Here is an 18,328-nt window from a genome sequence, read left to right on the forward strand (position 1 = left end):
CTGCTCGCGATGGCGTCTTCGACCGCGACAACTTTCCCCAATGACCGATCCACGGTCCGTTTCTACCGAATCCCGGCTTTTAGTCGACAGGATGAGAAGCGGAGCTCAGCGTCTGATAAATGAAACGCCACCCTCGGCTATACTCCCTCGCAATTTGAACCGCACCGAGGACTGACTGTGAAGAACTGGACATTGCGCCAACGCATTTTGGCGAGCTTTGCGGTGATTATCGCGATCATGCTGTTGATGGTTGTGGTGTCCTTTTCTCGGCTGATGAAGATCGACGCCAGCGCAGAAAAGGTCCGTACCGATGCGGTTCCCGGGGTGTATTTCAGTTCGATGATGCGCGGTGCCTGGGTCGACAGTTATAACCTGACCCAGCAAATTGTCGGTCTTTCCGGGCGTCGCGAGATAACACCCGCCGACCACGCCATGTACAAGAGCTTCGAAGAGCGCTTGAGCGAGCAGATGGTCAATTACCGCAAGACTATTTTCACCCCCCAGGATCAGGCCGCATTCGATGAATTCGAAGCGCGTCATCAGCTCTTCAATCAAGAGCTGACCAACGTCCTCGACCTCTATCAGCGCAAAGAGTACGAGTCAGCGCGTCTTGCCCTGGAGCAGAAGCTCACGCCGGCCTGGGTCAATGGGCGCAAGCAGTTGAACACCCTTATCGAAGTGAATCACGACCTGGCTGACAGAGCCACGCTGGCCATCGGCGAAGCGGTGACAGCCGCCAAAATCAGCATGGGCGTCTCTCTGCTGGTGGCGATCATCGTCGCCGGCCTCTGTGGCCTGCTGCTGATGCGCGCGATCATGGCCCCAATGAATCGCATCGTGGAGATCCTCGAAATCATGCGCACCGGCGATCTCAGCAGTCGCCTGGATCTTGATCGCAAGGACGAGTTCGGCGCGGTGGAAACCGGCTTCAACGACATGATGACCGAGCTCACCTCGCTGGTGTCCCAGGCCCAGCGCTCCTCGGTGCAGGTCACCACGTCGGTCACGGAAATCGCCGCGACATCCAAACAGCAGCAGGCCACGGCCACCGAAACCGCTGCCACTACCACCGAAATCGGTGCGACATCGCGTGAAATTGCCGCCACCTCGCGGGATCTGGTGCGCACCATGACCGAAGTCTCCACCGCCGCCGATCAGGCTTCGGTGCTGGCCGGTTCCGGTCAGCAGGGCCTGGCGCGCATGGAAGACACCATGCACTCGGTGATGGGCGCGGCCGATCTGGTGAACGCCAAATTGGCGATCCTCAACGAGAAGGCCGGCAACATCAATCAGGTGGTGGTGACCATCGTCAAAGTCGCCGACCAGACCAACCTGTTGTCCCTGAACGCCGCGATCGAAGCCGAGAAGGCCGGTGAATATGGCCGTGGGTTTGCCGTGGTCGCCACCGAAGTGCGGCGCCTGGCGGACCAGACTGCCGTCGCCACGTACGACATCGAACAAATGGTGCGCGAGATCCAGTCGGCGGTGTCGGCCGGGGTCATGGGCATGGACAAGTTTTCCGAAGAAGTGCGCCGTGGCATGTCCGAGGTGCAGCAGGTCGGCGAGCAGCTGTCGCAGATCATCCATCAGGTTCAGGCGCTGGCGCCACGGGTGTTGATGGTCAACGAAGGCATGCAGGCCCAGGCCACCGGCGCCGAGCAGATCAACCACGCGCTGGTGCAGTTGGGCGATGCCAGCAGCCAGACCGTCGAATCTCTGCGTCAGGCCAGTTTCGCCATCGATGAATTGAGCCAGGTGGCCGTGGGGCTGCGTGGCGGCGTCTCGCGATTCAAAGTCTGATGAGCGAGCTCGCGGTCAAGCGCGGCGCGGTGATGCCGGTGAAGCAATCGTTGTTTCTGGTGTTCCGCATCGGCAACGAGCGTTATGCCTTGCAGGCCATCGAGGTGGCCGAAGTGCTGCCGCAACTGCCGTTGAAACCGATTCCCCGGGCGCCGGACTGGGTGGCGGGGGTATTCGCCTATCGCGGCGCGGTGGTGCCGGTTATCGACCTCAGCGCCCTGACGTTTGGCCAACCGGCCCAGGCCCGAACCAGCACGCGGCTGGTGCTGGTGCACTATCGGCCGGATGAGGCGACGCCTGCGCAATTGCTCGGGCTGATTCTGGAACAGGCCACCGACACGTTGCGCTGCACCCCGGCGGACTTTCAGCCTTATGGCCTGGACAATCGCCAGGCGCCGTACCTGGGGCCGGTGCGCGAAGATGCCCAGGGTTTACTGCAATGGGTGCGGGTTGCCGATTTGCTGGACGAACAGGTCCGCGCCTTGTTGTTTCCCTCGCCGCCGTTGGACCTGGCGCAGTTTGAGGAGCAGGGATGAGCAGCGATCAAAGGTTTTTCGATTTCCTCAAGGAACGTATCGGCCTGGATGTGGGCTCGGTCGGCCCGGCGATCATCGAACGCGCGGTGCGCCAGCGCTGCACGGCGGCTCGGGCGCTAACGGCTGATGAGTACTGGCACACCTTGCTGGGCTCGCGCGACGAACAACAGGCGCTGATCGAAGCGGTAATCGTCCCCGAGACCTGGTTTTTCCGTTACCCGGAATCCTTCGCCACGCTGGCGAAACTGGCGGCCAAACGTCTGGCGGCGATCAATAACATGCGCGCCCTGCGGATTCTCAGCCTGCCGTGTTCCACCGGCGAAGAACCGTACTCCATCGCCATGGCGTTGCTCGATGCCGGGCTGGCGCCGCATCAGTTCAAGGTTGACGGCATGGATGTCAGCCCGCTGTCGGTGGAAAAGGCCAAGTTTGCGCTGTATGGCAAGAATTCGTTTCGCGGCCAGGACATCGACTTCCGCGAACGGCATTTCACGGCCGAAAACGACAACTATCGCCTGAGCGGGCGCGTGCTTGAACAGGTGCGCTTGCAGGTCGGCAATCTGCTGGATCCGGCCTTGCTGGCCAGTGAGCCACCTTATGACTTCGTGTTCTGTCGCAATTTGCTGATCTATTTCGATCAGCCGACCCAGCAGCAAGTGTTCGAAGTGCTCAAGCGCCTGACCCACGTCGACGGCGTGCTGTTTATCGGCCCGGCGGAGGGCAGTCTGCTGGGCCGTTTCGGCATGCGCTCGATCGGTATCCCGCAGTCGTTTGCGTTCAGTCGTCAAAGTGCGCCGGAACCGCTCGCGACCTTCGCGCCGACGCCGCTGCCGGTGCAACAACCGGTACGCAGCGTGACACCGCCGCCAGTGCGTAGTCGGCCTTTCGCAACGGTCGTGCCGATGCCTCCGGTTGCCACTGCCACCCCTTCGAAAGCCACCCCTTCGGACGCTGCCACGCTGCTGGCGAACATCGCCGCGCTGGCCAATGAAGGCAAAAGCGCTGAGGCCCGCGCCGCGTGCGAAAGTTTTTTGCGCAGTCACGAGCCAGTGGCGCAGGTGTTCTATTGGCTGGGGCTGCTCAGCGATGTCGCCGGCAGCGCCCTCGAGGCCCAGGGTTTTTATCGCAAGGCGTTGTACCTCGAACCGCAACACCCCGACGCGTTGATGCACCTGGCCGCCTTGCTGCAATCCCAGGGCGACACGGCGGGTGCCAGACGATTGCAGGCCCGCGCCGCCCGCAGCGAGCGCGCCGCAGACAGTGAGCGTAAACGATGAGCGCCGCCGACACCTTGAGCGTCACCCATGAAGATGCCCAGGCCATCGACGACTGCTGGAACCGCATCGGTATCCACGGCGACAAGTCCTGCCCATTGCTGAGCGAGCACATTCATTGTCGCAATTGCGCGGTGTATTCGGCTGCCGCCACGCGCTTGCTTGACCGCTATGCGTTGCAGCAGGACGACCGCGAGCAAGTTTCCACCATGGCCGGGAGCGATGTGAAAACCCGCTCGTTGCTGATGTTTCGCCTCGGCGAAGAATGGTTGGGCCTGGCCACTCGCAGCCTGGTCGAAGTGGCGCCGCTGCAGGCGATTCACTCCTTGCCGCATCAGCGCTCCCGGGCGTTGCTCGGCGTGGCGAATGTGCGCGGTGCGTTGGTTGCTTGCCTGTCGCTGGTGGAACTGCTGGGGCTCGACGCTACCAATGGCGTGGCGTCCGGCGCGCGGGTGATGCCGCGGATGCTGATCATTGCCGCCCACGGCGGGCCGGTGGTGGTACCGGTGGACGAGGTCGACGGGATTCACGCCATCGACGAGCGCATTCTCGAGGCGGCGTCTCAGTCCGGCACTCAGACCAGCGCCAAATACACCCGTGGCGTCTTGCAATTCAAAGGTCGCAGCCTGCGTTGGCTGGATGAAGAACAGCTGCTGTCCGCCGTGACCCGGAGCCTCACATGACCCCCGAGCAAATGCGTGACGCCTCTTTGCTGGAACTGTTCAGCCTCGAAGCCGAGGCCCAGACCCTGGTGCTGAGTGCAGGTCTTTTGGCGCTTGAACGTGATCCGACCCAAGCCGATTACCTTGAGTCGTGCATGCGCGCCGCCCACTCGCTCAAGGGCGCTGCGCGGATTGTCGGTGTCGATGCCGGGGTCCGTGTCGCCCATGTGATGGAGGATTACCTGGTCAGCGCCCAGGAAGGGCGCCTGTACCTGCGGCCCGAACACATTGATGCACTGTTGCAAGGCACCGATCTGCTGATGCGGATTGCGACGCCGGGCAATGCTCCGGCGCCTGCGGATATCGACGCTTACGTCATCTTGATGGGACGGCTGCTTGATCACATGGCGGCCACTGCCCCCATGACGCCGCCGATGGCAGAACTTCAGCTGGAACCGCCGACGCCCAAGGTTGAGCCGCCCATGCCGGCCACCACCGAAGCGCCCCTGGCAGCGCCCGCCGAGCCAGCGCCCACGACTAAACGCACCACCGAAAGCGGCGAACGCGTATTGCGCGTCACGGCCGAGCGCTTGAACAGCCTGCTCGACCTGTCGAGTAAATCCCTGGTGGAAACCCAGCGACTCAAGCCGCACCTGGCCACTATGCAGCGCCTTAAGCGCATGCAGAGCAACGGCTTACGGGCCCTGGAAAGTCTCAACGTCCATCTCAAAGACCATGCCTTGAGCCTCGAAGCCCAGGAAGCCTTGGGCGATGCCCGTCGGTTACTGGCGGAGTCCCAGCGATTGCTGGCGGAAAAAAACGCCGAGCTCGATGAGTTCGCCTGGCACGCCAGCCAGCGTGCGCAGGTGTTGTACGACACGGCGCTGGCCTGTCGCATGCGGCCATTCGCCGACGTGCTGAGCGGGCAAGTGCGCATGGTCCGCGACCTCGGCCGCAGCTTGGGCAAACAGGTGCGGCTGGAGATCGAAGGCGACAAGACTCAAGTCGATCGCGACGTACTGGAAAAACTCGAAGCGCCGCTGACGCACCTGCTGCGCAATGCGGTGGATCATGGCATCGAAACCCGGGAACAACGGCTATTGGCCGGCAAACCTGAGGAAGGCCTGATCCGGTTGCGAGCGTCCCATCAGGCCGGTTTGCTGGTATTGGAGTTGAGTGATGACGGCAACGGCGTCGACCTGGAAAAACTTCGTCGCAACATCGTCGAGCGGCAGTTATCCCCAGCCGAAACCGCTGCCCAGTTGAGCGAAGAAGAGCTGCTGACGTTCCTGTTTCTGCCGGGTTTCAGCCTGCGCGATTCCGTCACTGAAGTCTCCGGGCGTGGCGTCGGGCTGGATGCGGTTCAGCATATGGTTCGCCAGTTGCGCGGTGCCGTGATGCTGGAGCAGACGGCAGGCGCGGGCAGTCGTTTCCATCTCGAAGTGCCGCTGACGCTGTCGGTGGTGCGCAGCCTGGTGGTGGAAGTCGGTGACGAGGCGTATGCCTTCCCGCTGGCGCACATCGAGCGCATGTGCGACCTGGCGCCGGAGGATATTGTGCAGGTCGAAGGCCGACAGCACTTCTGGTACGAAGGCCGGCATGTCGGGCTGGTCGCCGCCAGTCAGCTGTTGCATCGCCCGGCGAGCCAGAACAACGAGCAGACGCTCAAAGTCGTGGTCATACGCGAGCGCGAGGCGATCTACGGGGTGGCGGTCGAACGGTTTATCGGCGAGCGCACGCTGGTGGTGCTGCCGCTGGACGAGCGCCTGGGCAAGGTGCAGGACATTTCCGCCGGAGCCTTGCTCGACGACGGCTCAGTAGTGCTGATCGTCGATGTCGAAGACATGTTGCGTTCGGTGGACAAACTGCTCAATACCGGGCGTCTGGAGCGCATTGCCCGGCACGCCAATCAGGCCGTCGAAGCGGCACGTAAACGGATTCTGGTGGTGGACGACTCGCTGACCGTTCGTGAGTTGCAGCGCAAATTGCTGCTCAATCGCGGCTATGACGTCGCGGTGGCGGTGGACGGTATGGATGGTTGGAACGCCCTGCGTTCGGAGGATTTCGATCTGCTGATCACCGACATCGACATGCCGCGCATGGATGGTATCGAGCTGGTGTCTTTATTGCGCCGCGATAACCGCCTGCAATCCCTGCCGGTGATGGTGGTGTCCTACAAGGATCGCGAAGAAGACCGCCGCCGTGGACTGGACGCCGGAGCCGACTATTATCTAGCCAAAGCGAGTTTTCATGATGACGCTTTGCTGGATGCAGTGGTTGAGCTCATTGGAGGCGCGCGGGCATGAAAATCGCTATCGTCAATGACATGCCCATGGCGGTAGAGGCGTTGCGCCGCGCTTTGGCGTTCGAACCGGCGCACGAGGTGGTCTGGGTCGCCAGCAATGGGGCCGAGGCGGTGCAACGTTGCACCGAATACACCCCGGATCTGATCCTGATGGATTTGATCATGCCGTTGATGGACGGCGTGGAAGCGACCCGGCGAATCATGGCCGAGACCCCGTGCGCGATTGTCATTGTCACTGTCGACCGCGAGCAGAACGTGCACCGGGTGTTCGAAGCCATGGGTTACGGCGCGCTGGATGTGGTTGATACCCCGGCTATCGGGGGCGGCAATCCCCAGGAAGCCGCCGCACCGCTGCTGCGCAAGATCATGAACATTGGCTGGCTGATTGGCGAGCAGAGCAATCGGGTGCGATCGGCACCGAGCTCGCACCGCCACTCGTCCTCGCGCCAGCATTTGGTGGCCATCGGTTCATCCGCTGGCGGGCCGGCGGCGCTGGAAGTGCTGCTCAAAGGCCTGCCTCGAGATTTTTCGGCGGCCATCGTGCTGGTCCAACATGTGGATCAGGTGTTCGCCGCCGGTATGGCCGAATGGCTTGCCAGCGCCAGTGGCCTGGACGTGCGCCTGGCCCAGGAAGGCGAACCGCCGAAAAGCGGCACGGTCCTGCTGGCCGGGACCAACCATCACATTCGATTGCTGAAAAACGGCACACTGGCCTACACCGCCGAACCGGTCAACGAGATCTATCGACCTTCGATCGATGTGTTTTTCGAAAGTGTGGCCAGTTACTGGAGCGGTGACGCCGTGGGCGTTCTGCTGACCGGTATGGGGCGCGACGGCGCGCAGGGGCTTAAACTCATGCGCCAACAGGGCTACCTGACCATCGCTCAGGACCAACAAAGCAGTGCGGTGTACGGCATGCCGAAGGCGGCCGCGGCCATCGACGCGGCTGTGGAAGTTCGCCCACTGGACAAGATAGCGCCACGATTGCTGGAGATCTTCTCAAAATGACTATCATTAGCAGCAATCGTGGCCAATGCAGTGCTCAGGTGACCGCACATGAATGATTTACAGCTCGACGACTTCAAGACCGATGAAAACGCCGCCATGGTGTTGTTGGTGGACGATCAGGCGATGATCGGCGAGGCGGTGCGGCGTGGTTTGTCGAACGAAGAAAATATCGACTTCCATTTCTGTGCCGACCCGCACCAGGCCATCGCCCATGCGATTCGTATCAAGCCGACGGTGATCCTTCAGGATCTGGTCATGCCCGGCCTCGACGGCCTGAGCCTGGTGCGCGAATACCGTAATCACCCGGCGACCAAGGATATTCCGATCATTGTCCTGTCGACCAAGGAAGACCCGCTGATCAAGAGCGCGGCGTTTGCCGCCGGCGCCAATGATTACCTGGTCAAACTGCCGGACAACATCGAACTGGTGGCGCGCATCCGCTATCACTCGCGCTCCTACATGACCCTGCTGCAGCGTGACGCGGCGTACCGCGCGCTGCGGGTCAGCCAGCAGCAGTTGCTCGACACCAACCTGGTGCTGCAACGCTTGATGAACTCCGATGGCCTGACCGGGCTGTCGAACCGCCGGCATTTCGACGAATACCTGGAGCTGGAGTGGCGGCGTTCGCTGCGGGACCAGACTCAATTGTCGCTACTGATGATCGATGTCGACTACTTCAAGTCCTTCAACGACAGCTTCGGCCACCTCGAAGGCGATGAGGCCTTGCGCAAAGTCGCCACGGCGATTCGCGACGCCAGCTCCAGACCTTCGGACTTGCCGGCCCGTTACGGCGGCGAGGAGTTCGTCCTGGTCTTGCCCAACACCTCGCCGGGCGGTGCGCGAATGGTGGCGGAAAAACTGCGCCAGACCGTGGCCGGGTTGAAGATCCCGCACATTTTCCCGACCGAGGGTTCGAGCCTGACCATCAGCATCGGCCTGTCGACCATGATTCCGCAGCCGGGCAGCGATTGCCGGCAATTGATTTCGGCGGCGGACAAGGGGCTGTACCTGGCGAAGAACAATGGGCGTAATCAGGTGGGGATCGAGTAGCGGGCGACCGGGTTTGTGAATATAGATCTCTTGGTTGGCAAATACCCCTGTGGCGAGGGAGCTTGCTCCCGCTGGGCAGCGAAGCGGCCCCTTTTATCCGCAAAAAAGAAGGGGACTGCTGCGCAGTCCAACGGGAGCAAGCTCCCTCGCCACAGATTTACTCGGCGTTCGCTTTAATCAGTCGCCGCTAAAGCCGCCAGGCGGGCTGCCGTGACAGCTTGATTACGTTATACTCGCCGGCTTTCAAAAGTTCGCCAACGAGTGCTGCCCGCCATGGAAATCAACCCGATCCTTAACAGTATCAAGGACCTGTCCGAGCGCTCCGAAACTATTCGGGGGTATCTTTGACTACGATCAAAAGCATGAGCGTCTGACTGAAGTCAATCGCGAGCTTGAAGATCCGTCTGTCTGGAACAACCCGTCGTACGCTCAGGAACTGGGCCGCGAGCGGTCGCTGCTGGCTCAGATCGTCGAAACCCTCGACGAAATGCACAGTGGCCTGGCCGATGCCAAAGACTTGTTGCTGATGTCCGCCGAAGAAGAAGACCAGGCCGCCGTCGATGACGTCGCTGCCGAAGTCGAGCGCCTGCGCGAGTCCCTGGAAAAACTCGAATTCCGTCGCATGTTCAGCGGTGAGATGGATGCCAACAACGCCTACCTGGATATCCAGGCCGGTTCCGGCGGCACCGAGGCCCAGGACTGGGCCAACATCCTGCTGCGCATGTACCTGCGCTGGGCGGATAAACGCGGTTTCGACGCGACCATCATGGAGCTGTCGGCCGGTGAAGTCGCCGGTATCAAAGGCGCTACCGTGCACATCAAGGGCGAATACGCCTTTGGCTGGCTGCGTACCGAAATCGGCGTGCACCGTCTTGTGCGCAAGAGCCCGTTCGACTCCGGCAACCGTCGTCACACCTCGTTCTCGGCCGTGTTCGTGTCGCCGGAAATCGATGACAACATCGAAATCGACATCAACCCGTCGGACCTGCGCATCGACACCTACCGCTCCTCCGGTGCCGGTGGCCAGCACGTAAACACCACCGACTCGGCCGTACGGATTACCCACGTACCGACCAACACCGTGGTCAGCTGCCAGAACGAACGTTCCCAGCATGCGAACAAAGACACCGCGATGAAAATGTTGCGGGCGCGTTTGTACGAGCAGGAAGTGCAGAAGCGCAACGCCGCTTCCCAGGCCCTGGAAGACACCAAGTCGGATATCGGCTGGGGTCACCAGATCCGTTCGTACGTGCTCGATGCCTCGCGGATCAAGGATCTGCGTACCAACATCGAACGCAGCGACTGTGACAAGGTGCTCGACGGCGACATCGACGAATACCTGGTGGCCAGCCTGAAACAAGGGCTCTAAGGCCCGCGCTACAGGGTTGTCACCACCCTGTAGGAGCGAGGCTTGCCCGCGAACCCCGGCGAATGCCGGGGGCAACGAACCTGAGATGGAATTTTTAAAGACATGAGCGACCTACAACTCGACCCGCAAGCCCTGCAACAGGAAGAAAACTCCCTGATCGCCCTGCGCAAGGAAAAGCTTGCTGCCGAGCGCGCCAAGGGCAATGCCTTCCCGAACGACTTCCGTCGCGACAATTACTGCGAAGATTTGCAGAAACAGTACGCGGACAAGACCAAGGAAGAGCTGGCAGAGGCTGCAATCCCGGTCAAGGTGGCGGGTCGCATCATGCTCAACCGTGGCTCGTTCATGGTGATTCAGGACATGACCGGTCGCATTCAGGTTTACGTCAACCGTAAAACCCTGTCCGAAGACACCCTGGCCGCAGTGAAAACCTGGGACATGGGCGACATCATTGCCGCCGAAGGCACCCTGGCGCGTTCCGGCAAGGGCGACCTGTACGTTGAAATGACCAGCGTGCGCCTGCTGACCAAATCCCTGCGCCCGCTGCCGGACAAGCACCACGGCCTGACCGACACCGAGCAGCGCTACCGTCAGCGTTACGTCGACCTGATCGTCAACGAAGAGGTGCGTCAGACCTTCCGCGTACGTTCGCAAGTGATTGCGCACATTCGCAGCTTCCTGATGAAGCGTGACTTCCTGGAAGTGGAAACGCCGATGCTGCAAACCATTCCAGGCGGCGCGGCGGCCAAGCCGTTCGAGACTCACCACAACGCGCTGGACATGGAAATGTTCCTGCGTATCGCGCCTGAGCTGTACCTCAAGCGTTTGGTCGTCGGCGGTTTCGAGAAAGTCTTCGAGATCAACCGCAACTTTCGTAACGAAGGCGTTTCGACCCGTCACAACCCTGAATTCACCATGTTGGAGTTCTACCAGGCTTACGCCGACTACGAAGACAACATGGACCTGACCGAAGAACTGTTCCGCGAACTGGCGCAGCTGGTTCTGGGCAGCACCGATGTGCCGTACGGCGACAAGGTGTTCCACTTCGGCGAGCCATTCGTGCGTCTGTCGGTGTTCGACTCGATCCTCAAGTACAACCCTGAGCTGACCGCTGACGATCTGAATGACATCGACAAGGCCCGCACCATTGCCAAGAAGGCCGGCGCCAAGGTGCTGGGCTTCGAAGGTTTGGGCAAACTGCAGGTGATGATTTTCGAAGAGTTGGTCGAGCACAAGCTGGAGCAGCCGCACTTCATCACCCAGTACCCGTTCGAAGTGTCGCCGCTGGCCCGTCGTAACGACGAGAACCCGAACGTCACCGACCGTTTCGAACTGTTTATCGGTGGCCGTGAAATCGCCAACGCCTACTCCGAGTTGAACGACGCCGAAGACCAGGCCGAGCGTTTCATGGCGCAGGTGGCCGACAAGGACGCCGGCGACGACGAAGCCATGCACTATGATGCCGACTTCGTTCGCGCGCTGGAGTACGGCATGCCGCCAACGGCCGGTGAAGGGATCGGTATCGACCGTCTGGTGATGTTGCTGACCAACTCACCGTCGATCCGCGACGTGATCCTGTTCCCGCACATGCGGCCACAAGCGTAAGTGTTTCAATTAAAAAGCCGCCTATAACAGGCGGCTTTTTATTGCCTGTCTGGTACAAACGTATCAATTGGTTACTTTTGACGTTTAGAGAGGAATACCTGTCGTGAATCGTGCAATTGCTCAAGAAGGTGCAGCGGGTATCGCCACTGCGGTCGCTGAAAGTGTTCAGTACCAGGGCCGAAAGGCCAGCCGACAGGGCAGTGAACAGCGTCGACAGGACATTCTCGACGCTGCGATGCGCATTGTCGTGCGCGATGGCGTGCGGGCCGTGCGGCACCGTGCTGTGGCCGCTGAAGCGGGTGTGCCGCTCTCGGCCACCACTTACTATTTCAAAGACATCGATGACTTGCTCACCGATACCTTCGCCCAATACGTGGAACGCAGCGCGGCGTTCATGGCCCGGTTGTGGGCCAGCAACGAAGGCCTGTTGCGCGAGATGGTTGTCAGCGGCGATGGCACTCCCGAGTCCCGCTCACAGTTGGCGGACGATATCGCCCGGCTGATGGCTGACTATGTTCATCGGCAATTGATCAATCGCCGCGAGCACCTGATGGCCGAGCAAGCCTTCCGCCAGGAAGCGTTGCTCAACCCGCGTCTGGCGTTGTTGGTACGCTCCCATCAGCAAATTCTCCTGCAGGGCACCTGCCAGCTTTTCGAAGTATTGGGTTCCCGTGAGCCACAACAGGATGCCAAAGTGTTGACTGCGATTATCGGACGGATGGAATATCAGGGCCTGCTCAACGACGCGGAGCCTGTGGCCGAAGAGGAAATGCTCGGCATCCTCAACCGCTACATGCATTTGGTGCTGGCGTCGGTGTAACCCGGTACTCCGATCGTTCCCACGCTCTGCGTGGGAATGCCGCCCGGGACGCTCCGCGTCCCTTACCGACGTGACGCAGAGCGTCACCGGATGCATTCCCACGCAGAGCGTGGGAGCGATCAAGTGGTCAGTTGAGGGCGTCGTGTGTTCATAGGGAGTGTTGAATGAAAGCCTGGCGCGTCATGGTGATCGCCTTGTCGATCCTGCTGCTCAGTGGCTGTCTGGTGACCTTCAAGGAGCCGCTGCCCGCCAGCGAGCCCGCGCCCAAAGGGCTGCTCGGCAAATGGACCAGCACCAATGCCTGGGGCGAGCCGATGAACCTGGAACTGACGCGCATCGGCGACAATCGCTATCAGGCGGTCAGCTACTTCAAGGCCAAACCCCATGAGCGTGAAGCCTATCCCTTCACGGTGTCGCGCCATGGCAATCGCTGGTACTTGTCGGCGAAGGTGCCGGCGCAGTTCGGCGGGAACTTCACCATCACCGGTTTCGAGCTCAACGATAAGCACGAACTGGTGGTCTACAACCTCGATCTCGAGCAGATCAAACAGGCCATGGGCCAAGAAGCCCTTAGTGGCCAAGGCTTCCGGACCGACGACGGCGACGGGGTGTTGATCAACAACAGCCTGGATCAGGTGTTTGCCTACCTCGATGACCCGGCCAATTCCGATGTTTTCGTCGAAGCGGTGCGCTACCAGCGCCTGGCCAAAACCAAATAAACCCAGCACGTAACGGTTTTACTACAGGAGTTTCGGGTGGACGAATACCAGCAGACGATACGCATTTTGTCCGATCGCATAGTGCTGGCGCAGACGCCGATTCGCGTTCTGGATGCGGTCAAGTGGGACGACAGCATTCGCAAGGGGTTCTTCAAAGGCAAGGGCAAGGAAATGCCGGCCGTGGACCGCGACTATTACCTCAATCGACCGCTGGCATTTGATTCCAGCAAAGTGAAGCTGGAGTTCCAGAACATCGAGCGCGACATCACCCGCCAGCTCGGCCAGTTCAACCCGGTCGGCCAGATCATGCGCCGCATGTGCAAGGAATACCGGATGGTGGTGCGCATGCTCGAAGCGCGCGGTACCGAGGATTTCGGGCTGATTTCCCAGGAATTGTATGGCGCGGCGTCTGATGCGTTCCACGCGGGTGACCCGACCTTGGCCGACCTGGGGCTGATGCTCTCCGATTACCTGAACAACATCGACGGCCGCGGCGACCTCAAGGACGAACCGAAAATCCTTACCGCCAAGGAAGCCGTCGACCTGCTGCAACATCGGTTGAACAAGGTGTTTGGCGAGAACGAAGAAACCATTCGGGTGTTCGAGTCCGACGGGATCGTCGCCGATGCGGCGGCCGGCGCCGACTACATCAAGATCCGCGCCGACGCGATGTTCAACGACCGTGACGTGCGTGCGCTGGAAGTCCACGAAGGGCTGGTGCATGTGGGCACTACGCTCAACGGCCTGAATCAGCCGATCTGTACCTTCCTGTCCAAAGGCCCGCCGTCGTCCACCGTGACCCAGGAAGGCCTGGCGATCCTGATGGAAATCATCACCTTCGCCTCCTACCCGAGCCGCCTGCGCAAACTGACCAACCGTACCCGCGCCATTCATATGGTGGAGGAGGGCGCGGACTTCTTGCAGATCTACGAGTTCTTCTGTGAGCAAGGCTTCGAAATGGCCGAAAGCTACGGCAACGCCAGTCGGGTTTTCCGTGGCTCGGTGCCGACCGGTCTACCGTTTACCAAAGACTTGTCCTACCTCAAGGGCTTTATCATGGTTTACAACTACATTCAGTTGGCCGTGCGTAAAGGCAAGCTGGAGCAGATACCGCTATTGTTTTGCGGCAAGACCACGCTGGAAGACATGCGGACCTTGCGCCAGTTGGTGGACGAAGGCCTGGTGGTGCCGCCCAAGTACCTGCCCGACCAATTCCGCGACATGAACGCGCTGTCGGCCTGGATGTGCTTCTCCAACTTCCTCAACCACCTGAGCCTGGACCGGATCGAAGCGGATTATTCCAACATCCTGTGAGCACAACACACCCTGTAGGAGCGAGGCTTGCCCGCGAAGAACGATAACGCGCTCTATCAGATCTACCGCGTCATCGTTCTTCGCGGGCAAGCCTCGCTCCTACGGACCTGCTATCAATCGTTAGTGCGAGGGCTTCACCGGATGAGAATCCTCGGCATCTTTTGCCTGCTCCTGGCCCTCGGCGGTTGCGACTCTCTGCTGTTCTACCCCGAGCCCGGCCAGCCGTTCACCCCGGCAAAAGCCAAACTCGAATTCCGCGACGTCACCCTGACCACCGCCGACGGCCTCAAGCTGCATGGCTGGTGGTTGCCGGCGAAAAAAGGTCTCGAGGTCAAAGGCACGGTGCTGCATCTGCACGGTAACGGCGGCAACCTGGCGTGGCATTTGGGGGGGAGCTGGTGGTTGCCGGAGCAGGGCTATCAAGTGTTGCTGGTGGACTATCGCGGGTACGGTTGGTCCGAAGGTAAACCGGCGTTGCCGGCGATCTATCAAGACATCGACGCCGCGTTCAAATGGCTCGACCAGGCCCCGGAGGTCAAGGGCAAGCCGCTGATCCTTCTCGGGCAGAGCCTTGGCGGCTCGATGGCCGTGCATTTCCTGGCCCAGCATCCCGAGCGCCAGCGGCAACTCAAGGCGTTTGTGCTCGATGGCGTGCCTGCCAGTTACCGTGATGTCGGGCGTTTCGCCTTGAGTACGTCGTGGATGACCTGGCCGTTCCAGGTGCCGTTGTCCTGGTTGGTGCCGGACGGCGACAGCGCGATCCATTCCATGAAGCAGCTCAACGGCGTACCGAAACTGATCTATCACAGTATCGATGATCAACTGGTGCCCCTTTCCAATGGCATCCGACTGTATCAAGCTGCGCCGCCGCCGCGAGTGCTGCAACTGACCCGGGGCGGTCATGTGCAAACCTTCGCCGACCCGGTTTGGCGAAAGGTCCTGCTGCGCTACCTCGAAGACCCGCAGCATTTCGACGGCCTGCGCCGCCTGGGTGAAATCCCGAATTACCCGGCGCCCCCGAATTCTGAAGATGAACCACCAGAGAGTCCGCAATGAGTGAAGAACGTAACGCCATCCCGCTGATCATCACCGGTATTTGCAGCATCCTCGGCACCGTTGGCGCCCTGTGGTGGTACGGCTACCTGCACTTCGCCAAACCCGAAGATGCGCTGCTGCTCAGCGACTTCACCATGCTCAAGACTGTGCCGGGCGAAGACTACAAGGTCTCCCTGGAACCGGCCCCACAAGTGGCCCAGTGCATCGATGGCGTGCTGGTGCTGTTCGACACCGACCAGAAAGGCCTGACCGGCGTGCTGATCAACAGCAAGAAAAAAGCCGTGCGCTGCATGGGCGAGGAAACGCCGCAAAAACTCGAGCAATAAGTCTCACATCCATCGGCGACGATGAACCTTGTGGCGAGGGGGCTTGCCCCCGTTGGGTCGCGAAGCGGCCCTAAAACCTGCATTCGCGTTTTGTCGGTTATACCTTGGGGGATGGCCTCACGACTGCTTCGCAGCCGAACGGGGGCAAGCCCCCTCGCCACAGGGTGTTTACCCGCAGATCGAGTGTGTTCAGCCAATAAAAAGCCCCGCCTGATCAATTCAGGCGGGGCTTTTGCGTTACCGCAGGTTCAATTTAGTTCGAGCTGATCGCCGAACGCGGAATGACCGGCTGGTTGTCATTGGAAATGGTCACTTCCACCCGACGGTTCATCGCACGGCCCGAGACGCTGGCGTTCTCCGCAACCGGGTATTCCTTGCCATAACCCTGGGCCACGATCCGCGCAGGATCTACACCCATCTTGATCAGAGCCACTTGCACCGAGGTCGCGCGACGCTCGGACAGCGACTGGTTGTACGACGCCGAGCCAGTGCTGTCGGTGTAACCCTCGACAATCACTTTACGGTCCGGGTTTTCCTGAAGGAACTGCGCCAGTTTGTTGATATTCACCAAACCGTTGGACTTCAGGTCCGCCTTGTTGGTGGCGAACAGCACATCACCAAACGTCACCAGCGTGCCGCGATCGGTCTGTTTGGCGTTCAGACTGTCTTGCAGCTGTTTGATCTGCTGGTCGCGGGCATCCAGACGAGCCTGGGCCCGTTGTGCCGCGGCATTTTTCAGGTTGTTTTCAGCGGTGCGCAGGGCGATGGTCTGCTTGGCCACTTCAACACGCTGATTGGTCAGGTAAGCCAGTTGGTCGACCTTGGCCTGGTCTTCCCTATCCAGGTAAGCCTTGTTGGCCTTATCCAGGTATTCGCTGGCGTCTTTGGTTTCCAGCGCCGCGACTTTGCTGGCTTGCGGGTTGGCTTGCAGGCCGGTGTAGTTGGTGCGGGCTTGCTCCAGGTTCGCGTTGGGCGGGGTGGAGCAGGCAGCCAGTGCAACGCTTGCGGCCAGGAGGGCGGGGATCATCAATTGTTTGCGCATAATAGTTCGTCCTTTCTATCGATAAGTGTTTCAGGTCTGAAAATCGGGATGGGCGCTTACTGCACGGTGCGCTGACTTTCCTGACGCAGTTCCTGAACACCTTTCTGGGAATCCTTCACAGATTGTTCGGCTTTCATCGCCTGGGCCTTGCGCTCGGCGACGCGGGCGTCCCACTCGGCTTGCTCGGCCAGCATTCTGGCTTCGTCATACTTTTTGTCGTGCATGGCGATTTCGGCTTGTTTGAGCTTGTCCTGAGCGGCCTTCATTTCCACAGCGGCGAATTCGGTACCGCCGGCGCTGACAGCGCTGTTCACGGCGGATTGGGTCACGGCGTATTGCTCGCTCGGCGGGTTACCGGCGCAACCGGCCAGAACCAAGCTGCCGCCGATGGCCAGGGCCGCCAGTTTGAGACCGCGCAGATGGGGGAACGAGGATGATGCGATGCTGGTCTTCATGGTCTTCAACTCCATTGGATAACTCCTGAAAAACATCTGAATCCATCCTGGGTAAGGAGCCGCAACCATCAATTTCCAGATCATTTTGAAACGGCCGTCCCAGGCATGGTTACTGGGTGTGACCCGAGGCGTTTTTTAAAAGTTCAGAGAAGATGGCTTATCGCCCGAAAAAACCTGATCGAGAGGACAGGGCTCTAAATCGGGAACTTTCGGGTGGCACAGGGGTATCCACGGGGCTTTAAGTGACCCGCAAGTTCACCGTTCAGCAGGAGGAATGCGATCAAATTGTGGGAGCGAGCCTGCTCGCGATGGGGCCATGTCATTCAACATCAACGTTGACTGTTAAACCGCTATCGCGAGCAGGCTCGCTCCCACAGGAATCAGTGTTTCTGCTTGTCGTTATCGCCCGACAAATCATGCAAATGACGACGGGACAAGGCGAGAAAACGCGGGGTCGGACCGACGTCTTCGTACAGCGGATCGCCTTCTTCATCGGTGGCCACCACCGTTGACCCTTTCACATACGGAAAACTCGCTTCGAGTTCTTCCAGGGCGGCGCCGATCAGCTCGCCGAGCAGTTCTTCGGGGTGCCGTTTAGGGTACATGTCGATGATCGCCGCCAGCCGCGCGGCGGCTTCCACGTCCAGATGAATCGCGTAGCCAGAGTCGGTCAGACGACCCTTGGCGTTTTCTTCCCAATGCTTGGCGAGCTCGCGGATTTTCATGATGACCTCGTTGCGCACCTGCTCGTGGCAGGCCGGGTGAGTGTCCGGCAGTGGCCGGTGGTACGCCGTTGTGCGGCTTATGGTTGAGATTAGCTGTAACGCTCGGTGTTTGAAGTCCTTGGCGTCGTCTGCTTGTAAGAAGCGCTTTACGACGGCACTCTCTATGACAGAGCTTCTAACAACAAAGCATAGCCGCCAATGCCAGTGTAGGAGCCAGGCTTGCCGGCGAAGGCGTCCTTGAGAGCGCCTTCGCCGGCAAGCC

At 60.3% G+C, this 18,328-nt stretch carries 17 protein-coding genes; 14 read left to right on the forward strand and 3 right to left on the reverse strand.

Features of this window, described 5'->3' with window-relative positions; translation table 11 throughout:
- The first annotated feature begins 177 nt into the window (after positions 1-177).
- The 14 genes from PMI18_RS21740 to PMI18_RS21675 all read left to right on the forward strand — a co-directional run bounded on the left by PMI18_RS21740 (position 178) and on the right by PMI18_RS21675 (position 15,844).
- Positions 178-1,800 carry a methyl-accepting chemotaxis protein gene (locus PMI18_RS21740; protein ID WP_007897636.1) on the forward strand — a complete coding sequence of 541 codons (1,623 nt, stop codon included), beginning with the start codon at positions 178-180 and terminating at the stop codon, positions 1,798-1,800.
- The gene (locus PMI18_RS21735) at positions 1,800-2,336 is read left to right on the forward strand and encodes a chemotaxis protein CheW (protein WP_007897639.1); all 537 of its coding nucleotides are present in this window, start codon (positions 1,800-1,802) and stop codon (positions 2,334-2,336) included. Before PMI18_RS21740 ends, PMI18_RS21735 begins: the two co-directional genes overlap by 1 nt.
- The gene (locus tag PMI18_RS21730; protein ID WP_007897640.1) at positions 2,333-3,613 is read left to right on the forward strand and encodes a CheR family methyltransferase; all 1,281 of its coding nucleotides are present in this window, start codon (positions 2,333-2,335) and stop codon (positions 3,611-3,613) included. The genes PMI18_RS21735 and PMI18_RS21730 overlap by 4 nt, the downstream gene beginning before the upstream one ends.
- Complete coding sequence (locus tag PMI18_RS21725; protein ID WP_007897642.1) at positions 3,610-4,293, forward strand: chemotaxis protein CheW; 684 nt, start codon at positions 3,610-3,612, stop codon at positions 4,291-4,293. Before PMI18_RS21730 ends, PMI18_RS21725 begins: the two co-directional genes overlap by 4 nt.
- A complete protein-coding gene (locus tag PMI18_RS21720; RefSeq protein ID WP_007897644.1) occupies positions 4,290-6,578 on the forward strand; it encodes a hybrid sensor histidine kinase/response regulator in 2,289 nt (762 codons plus the stop codon). Before PMI18_RS21725 ends, PMI18_RS21720 begins: the two co-directional genes overlap by 4 nt.
- Entirely contained in the window at positions 6,575-7,585 is a 1,011-nt protein-coding gene (locus tag PMI18_RS21715; RefSeq protein WP_007897646.1) for a chemotaxis response regulator protein-glutamate methylesterase, read from the forward strand. The genes PMI18_RS21720 and PMI18_RS21715 overlap by 4 nt, the downstream gene beginning before the upstream one ends.
- A 48-nt stretch (positions 7,586-7,633) precedes the next feature.
- A complete protein-coding gene (locus PMI18_RS21710; protein WP_007897648.1) occupies positions 7,634-8,635 on the forward strand; it encodes a diguanylate cyclase domain-containing protein in 1,002 nt (333 codons plus the stop codon).
- A gap of 273 nt (positions 8,636-8,908) precedes the next feature.
- A protein-coding gene (prfB, locus tag PMI18_RS21705; protein WP_095920368.1) for a peptide chain release factor 2 occupies positions 8,909-10,004 on the forward strand; the annotation gives its coding sequence in 2 pieces (ribosomal slippage) (positions 8,909-8,980 and positions 8,982-10,004; 1,095 coding nt in all).
- 102 nt (positions 10,005-10,106) lie between these two features.
- Positions 10,107-11,609: a lysine--tRNA ligase gene (gene lysS, locus PMI18_RS21700; protein WP_007897652.1), complete on the forward strand. Its 1,503-nt coding sequence runs from the start codon at positions 10,107-10,109 to the stop codon at positions 11,607-11,609.
- Between the two features lie 103 nt (positions 11,610-11,712).
- The gene (locus PMI18_RS21695; RefSeq protein WP_007897654.1) at positions 11,713-12,429 is read left to right on the forward strand and encodes a TetR/AcrR family transcriptional regulator; all 717 of its coding nucleotides are present in this window, start codon (positions 11,713-11,715) and stop codon (positions 12,427-12,429) included.
- A gap of 164 nt (positions 12,430-12,593) precedes the next feature.
- Positions 12,594-13,148: a hypothetical protein gene (locus PMI18_RS21690; protein WP_007897656.1), complete on the forward strand. Its 555-nt coding sequence runs from the start codon at positions 12,594-12,596 to the stop codon at positions 13,146-13,148.
- A 36-nt stretch (positions 13,149-13,184) separates the two neighbouring features.
- A complete protein-coding gene (locus PMI18_RS21685; protein WP_007897658.1) occupies positions 13,185-14,462 on the forward strand; it encodes a flavohemoglobin expression-modulating QEGLA motif protein in 1,278 nt (425 codons plus the stop codon).
- 141 nt (positions 14,463-14,603) lie between these two features.
- On the forward strand, positions 14,604-15,518 hold the full coding sequence (locus tag PMI18_RS21680; RefSeq protein ID WP_033036078.1) for an alpha/beta hydrolase: 915 nt from the start codon (positions 14,604-14,606) through the stop codon (positions 15,516-15,518).
- Entirely contained in the window at positions 15,515-15,844 is a 330-nt protein-coding gene (locus PMI18_RS21675; RefSeq protein ID WP_007897662.1) for a hypothetical protein, read from the forward strand. The genes PMI18_RS21680 and PMI18_RS21675 overlap by 4 nt, the downstream gene beginning before the upstream one ends.
- 253 nt (positions 15,845-16,097) lie before the next feature.
- Here PMI18_RS21675 and PMI18_RS21670 read toward each other — a convergent pair whose 3' ends face one another.
- From PMI18_RS21670 to PMI18_RS21660, 3 genes are all read right to left on the reverse strand, one after another.
- Complete coding sequence (locus PMI18_RS21670) at positions 16,098-16,886, reverse strand: OmpA family protein (RefSeq protein ID WP_007897664.1); 789 nt, start codon at positions 16,884-16,886, stop codon at positions 16,098-16,100.
- A 56-nt stretch (positions 16,887-16,942) separates the two neighbouring features.
- A complete protein-coding gene (locus tag PMI18_RS21665; protein ID WP_007897666.1) occupies positions 16,943-17,356 on the reverse strand; it encodes a DUF4398 domain-containing protein in 414 nt (137 codons plus the stop codon).
- A gap of 365 nt (positions 17,357-17,721) precedes the next feature.
- The gene (locus tag PMI18_RS21660; RefSeq protein ID WP_007897668.1) at positions 17,722-18,066 is read right to left on the reverse strand and encodes a hypothetical protein; all 345 of its coding nucleotides are present in this window, start codon (positions 18,064-18,066) and stop codon (positions 17,722-17,724) included.
- Between the last annotated feature and the right edge of the window lie 262 nt (positions 18,067-18,328).

Origin of the sequence: Pseudomonas sp. GM102 (assembly GCF_000282555.1) — a bacterium.
Classification (GTDB): domain Bacteria; phylum Pseudomonadota; class Gammaproteobacteria; order Pseudomonadales; family Pseudomonadaceae; genus Aquipseudomonas.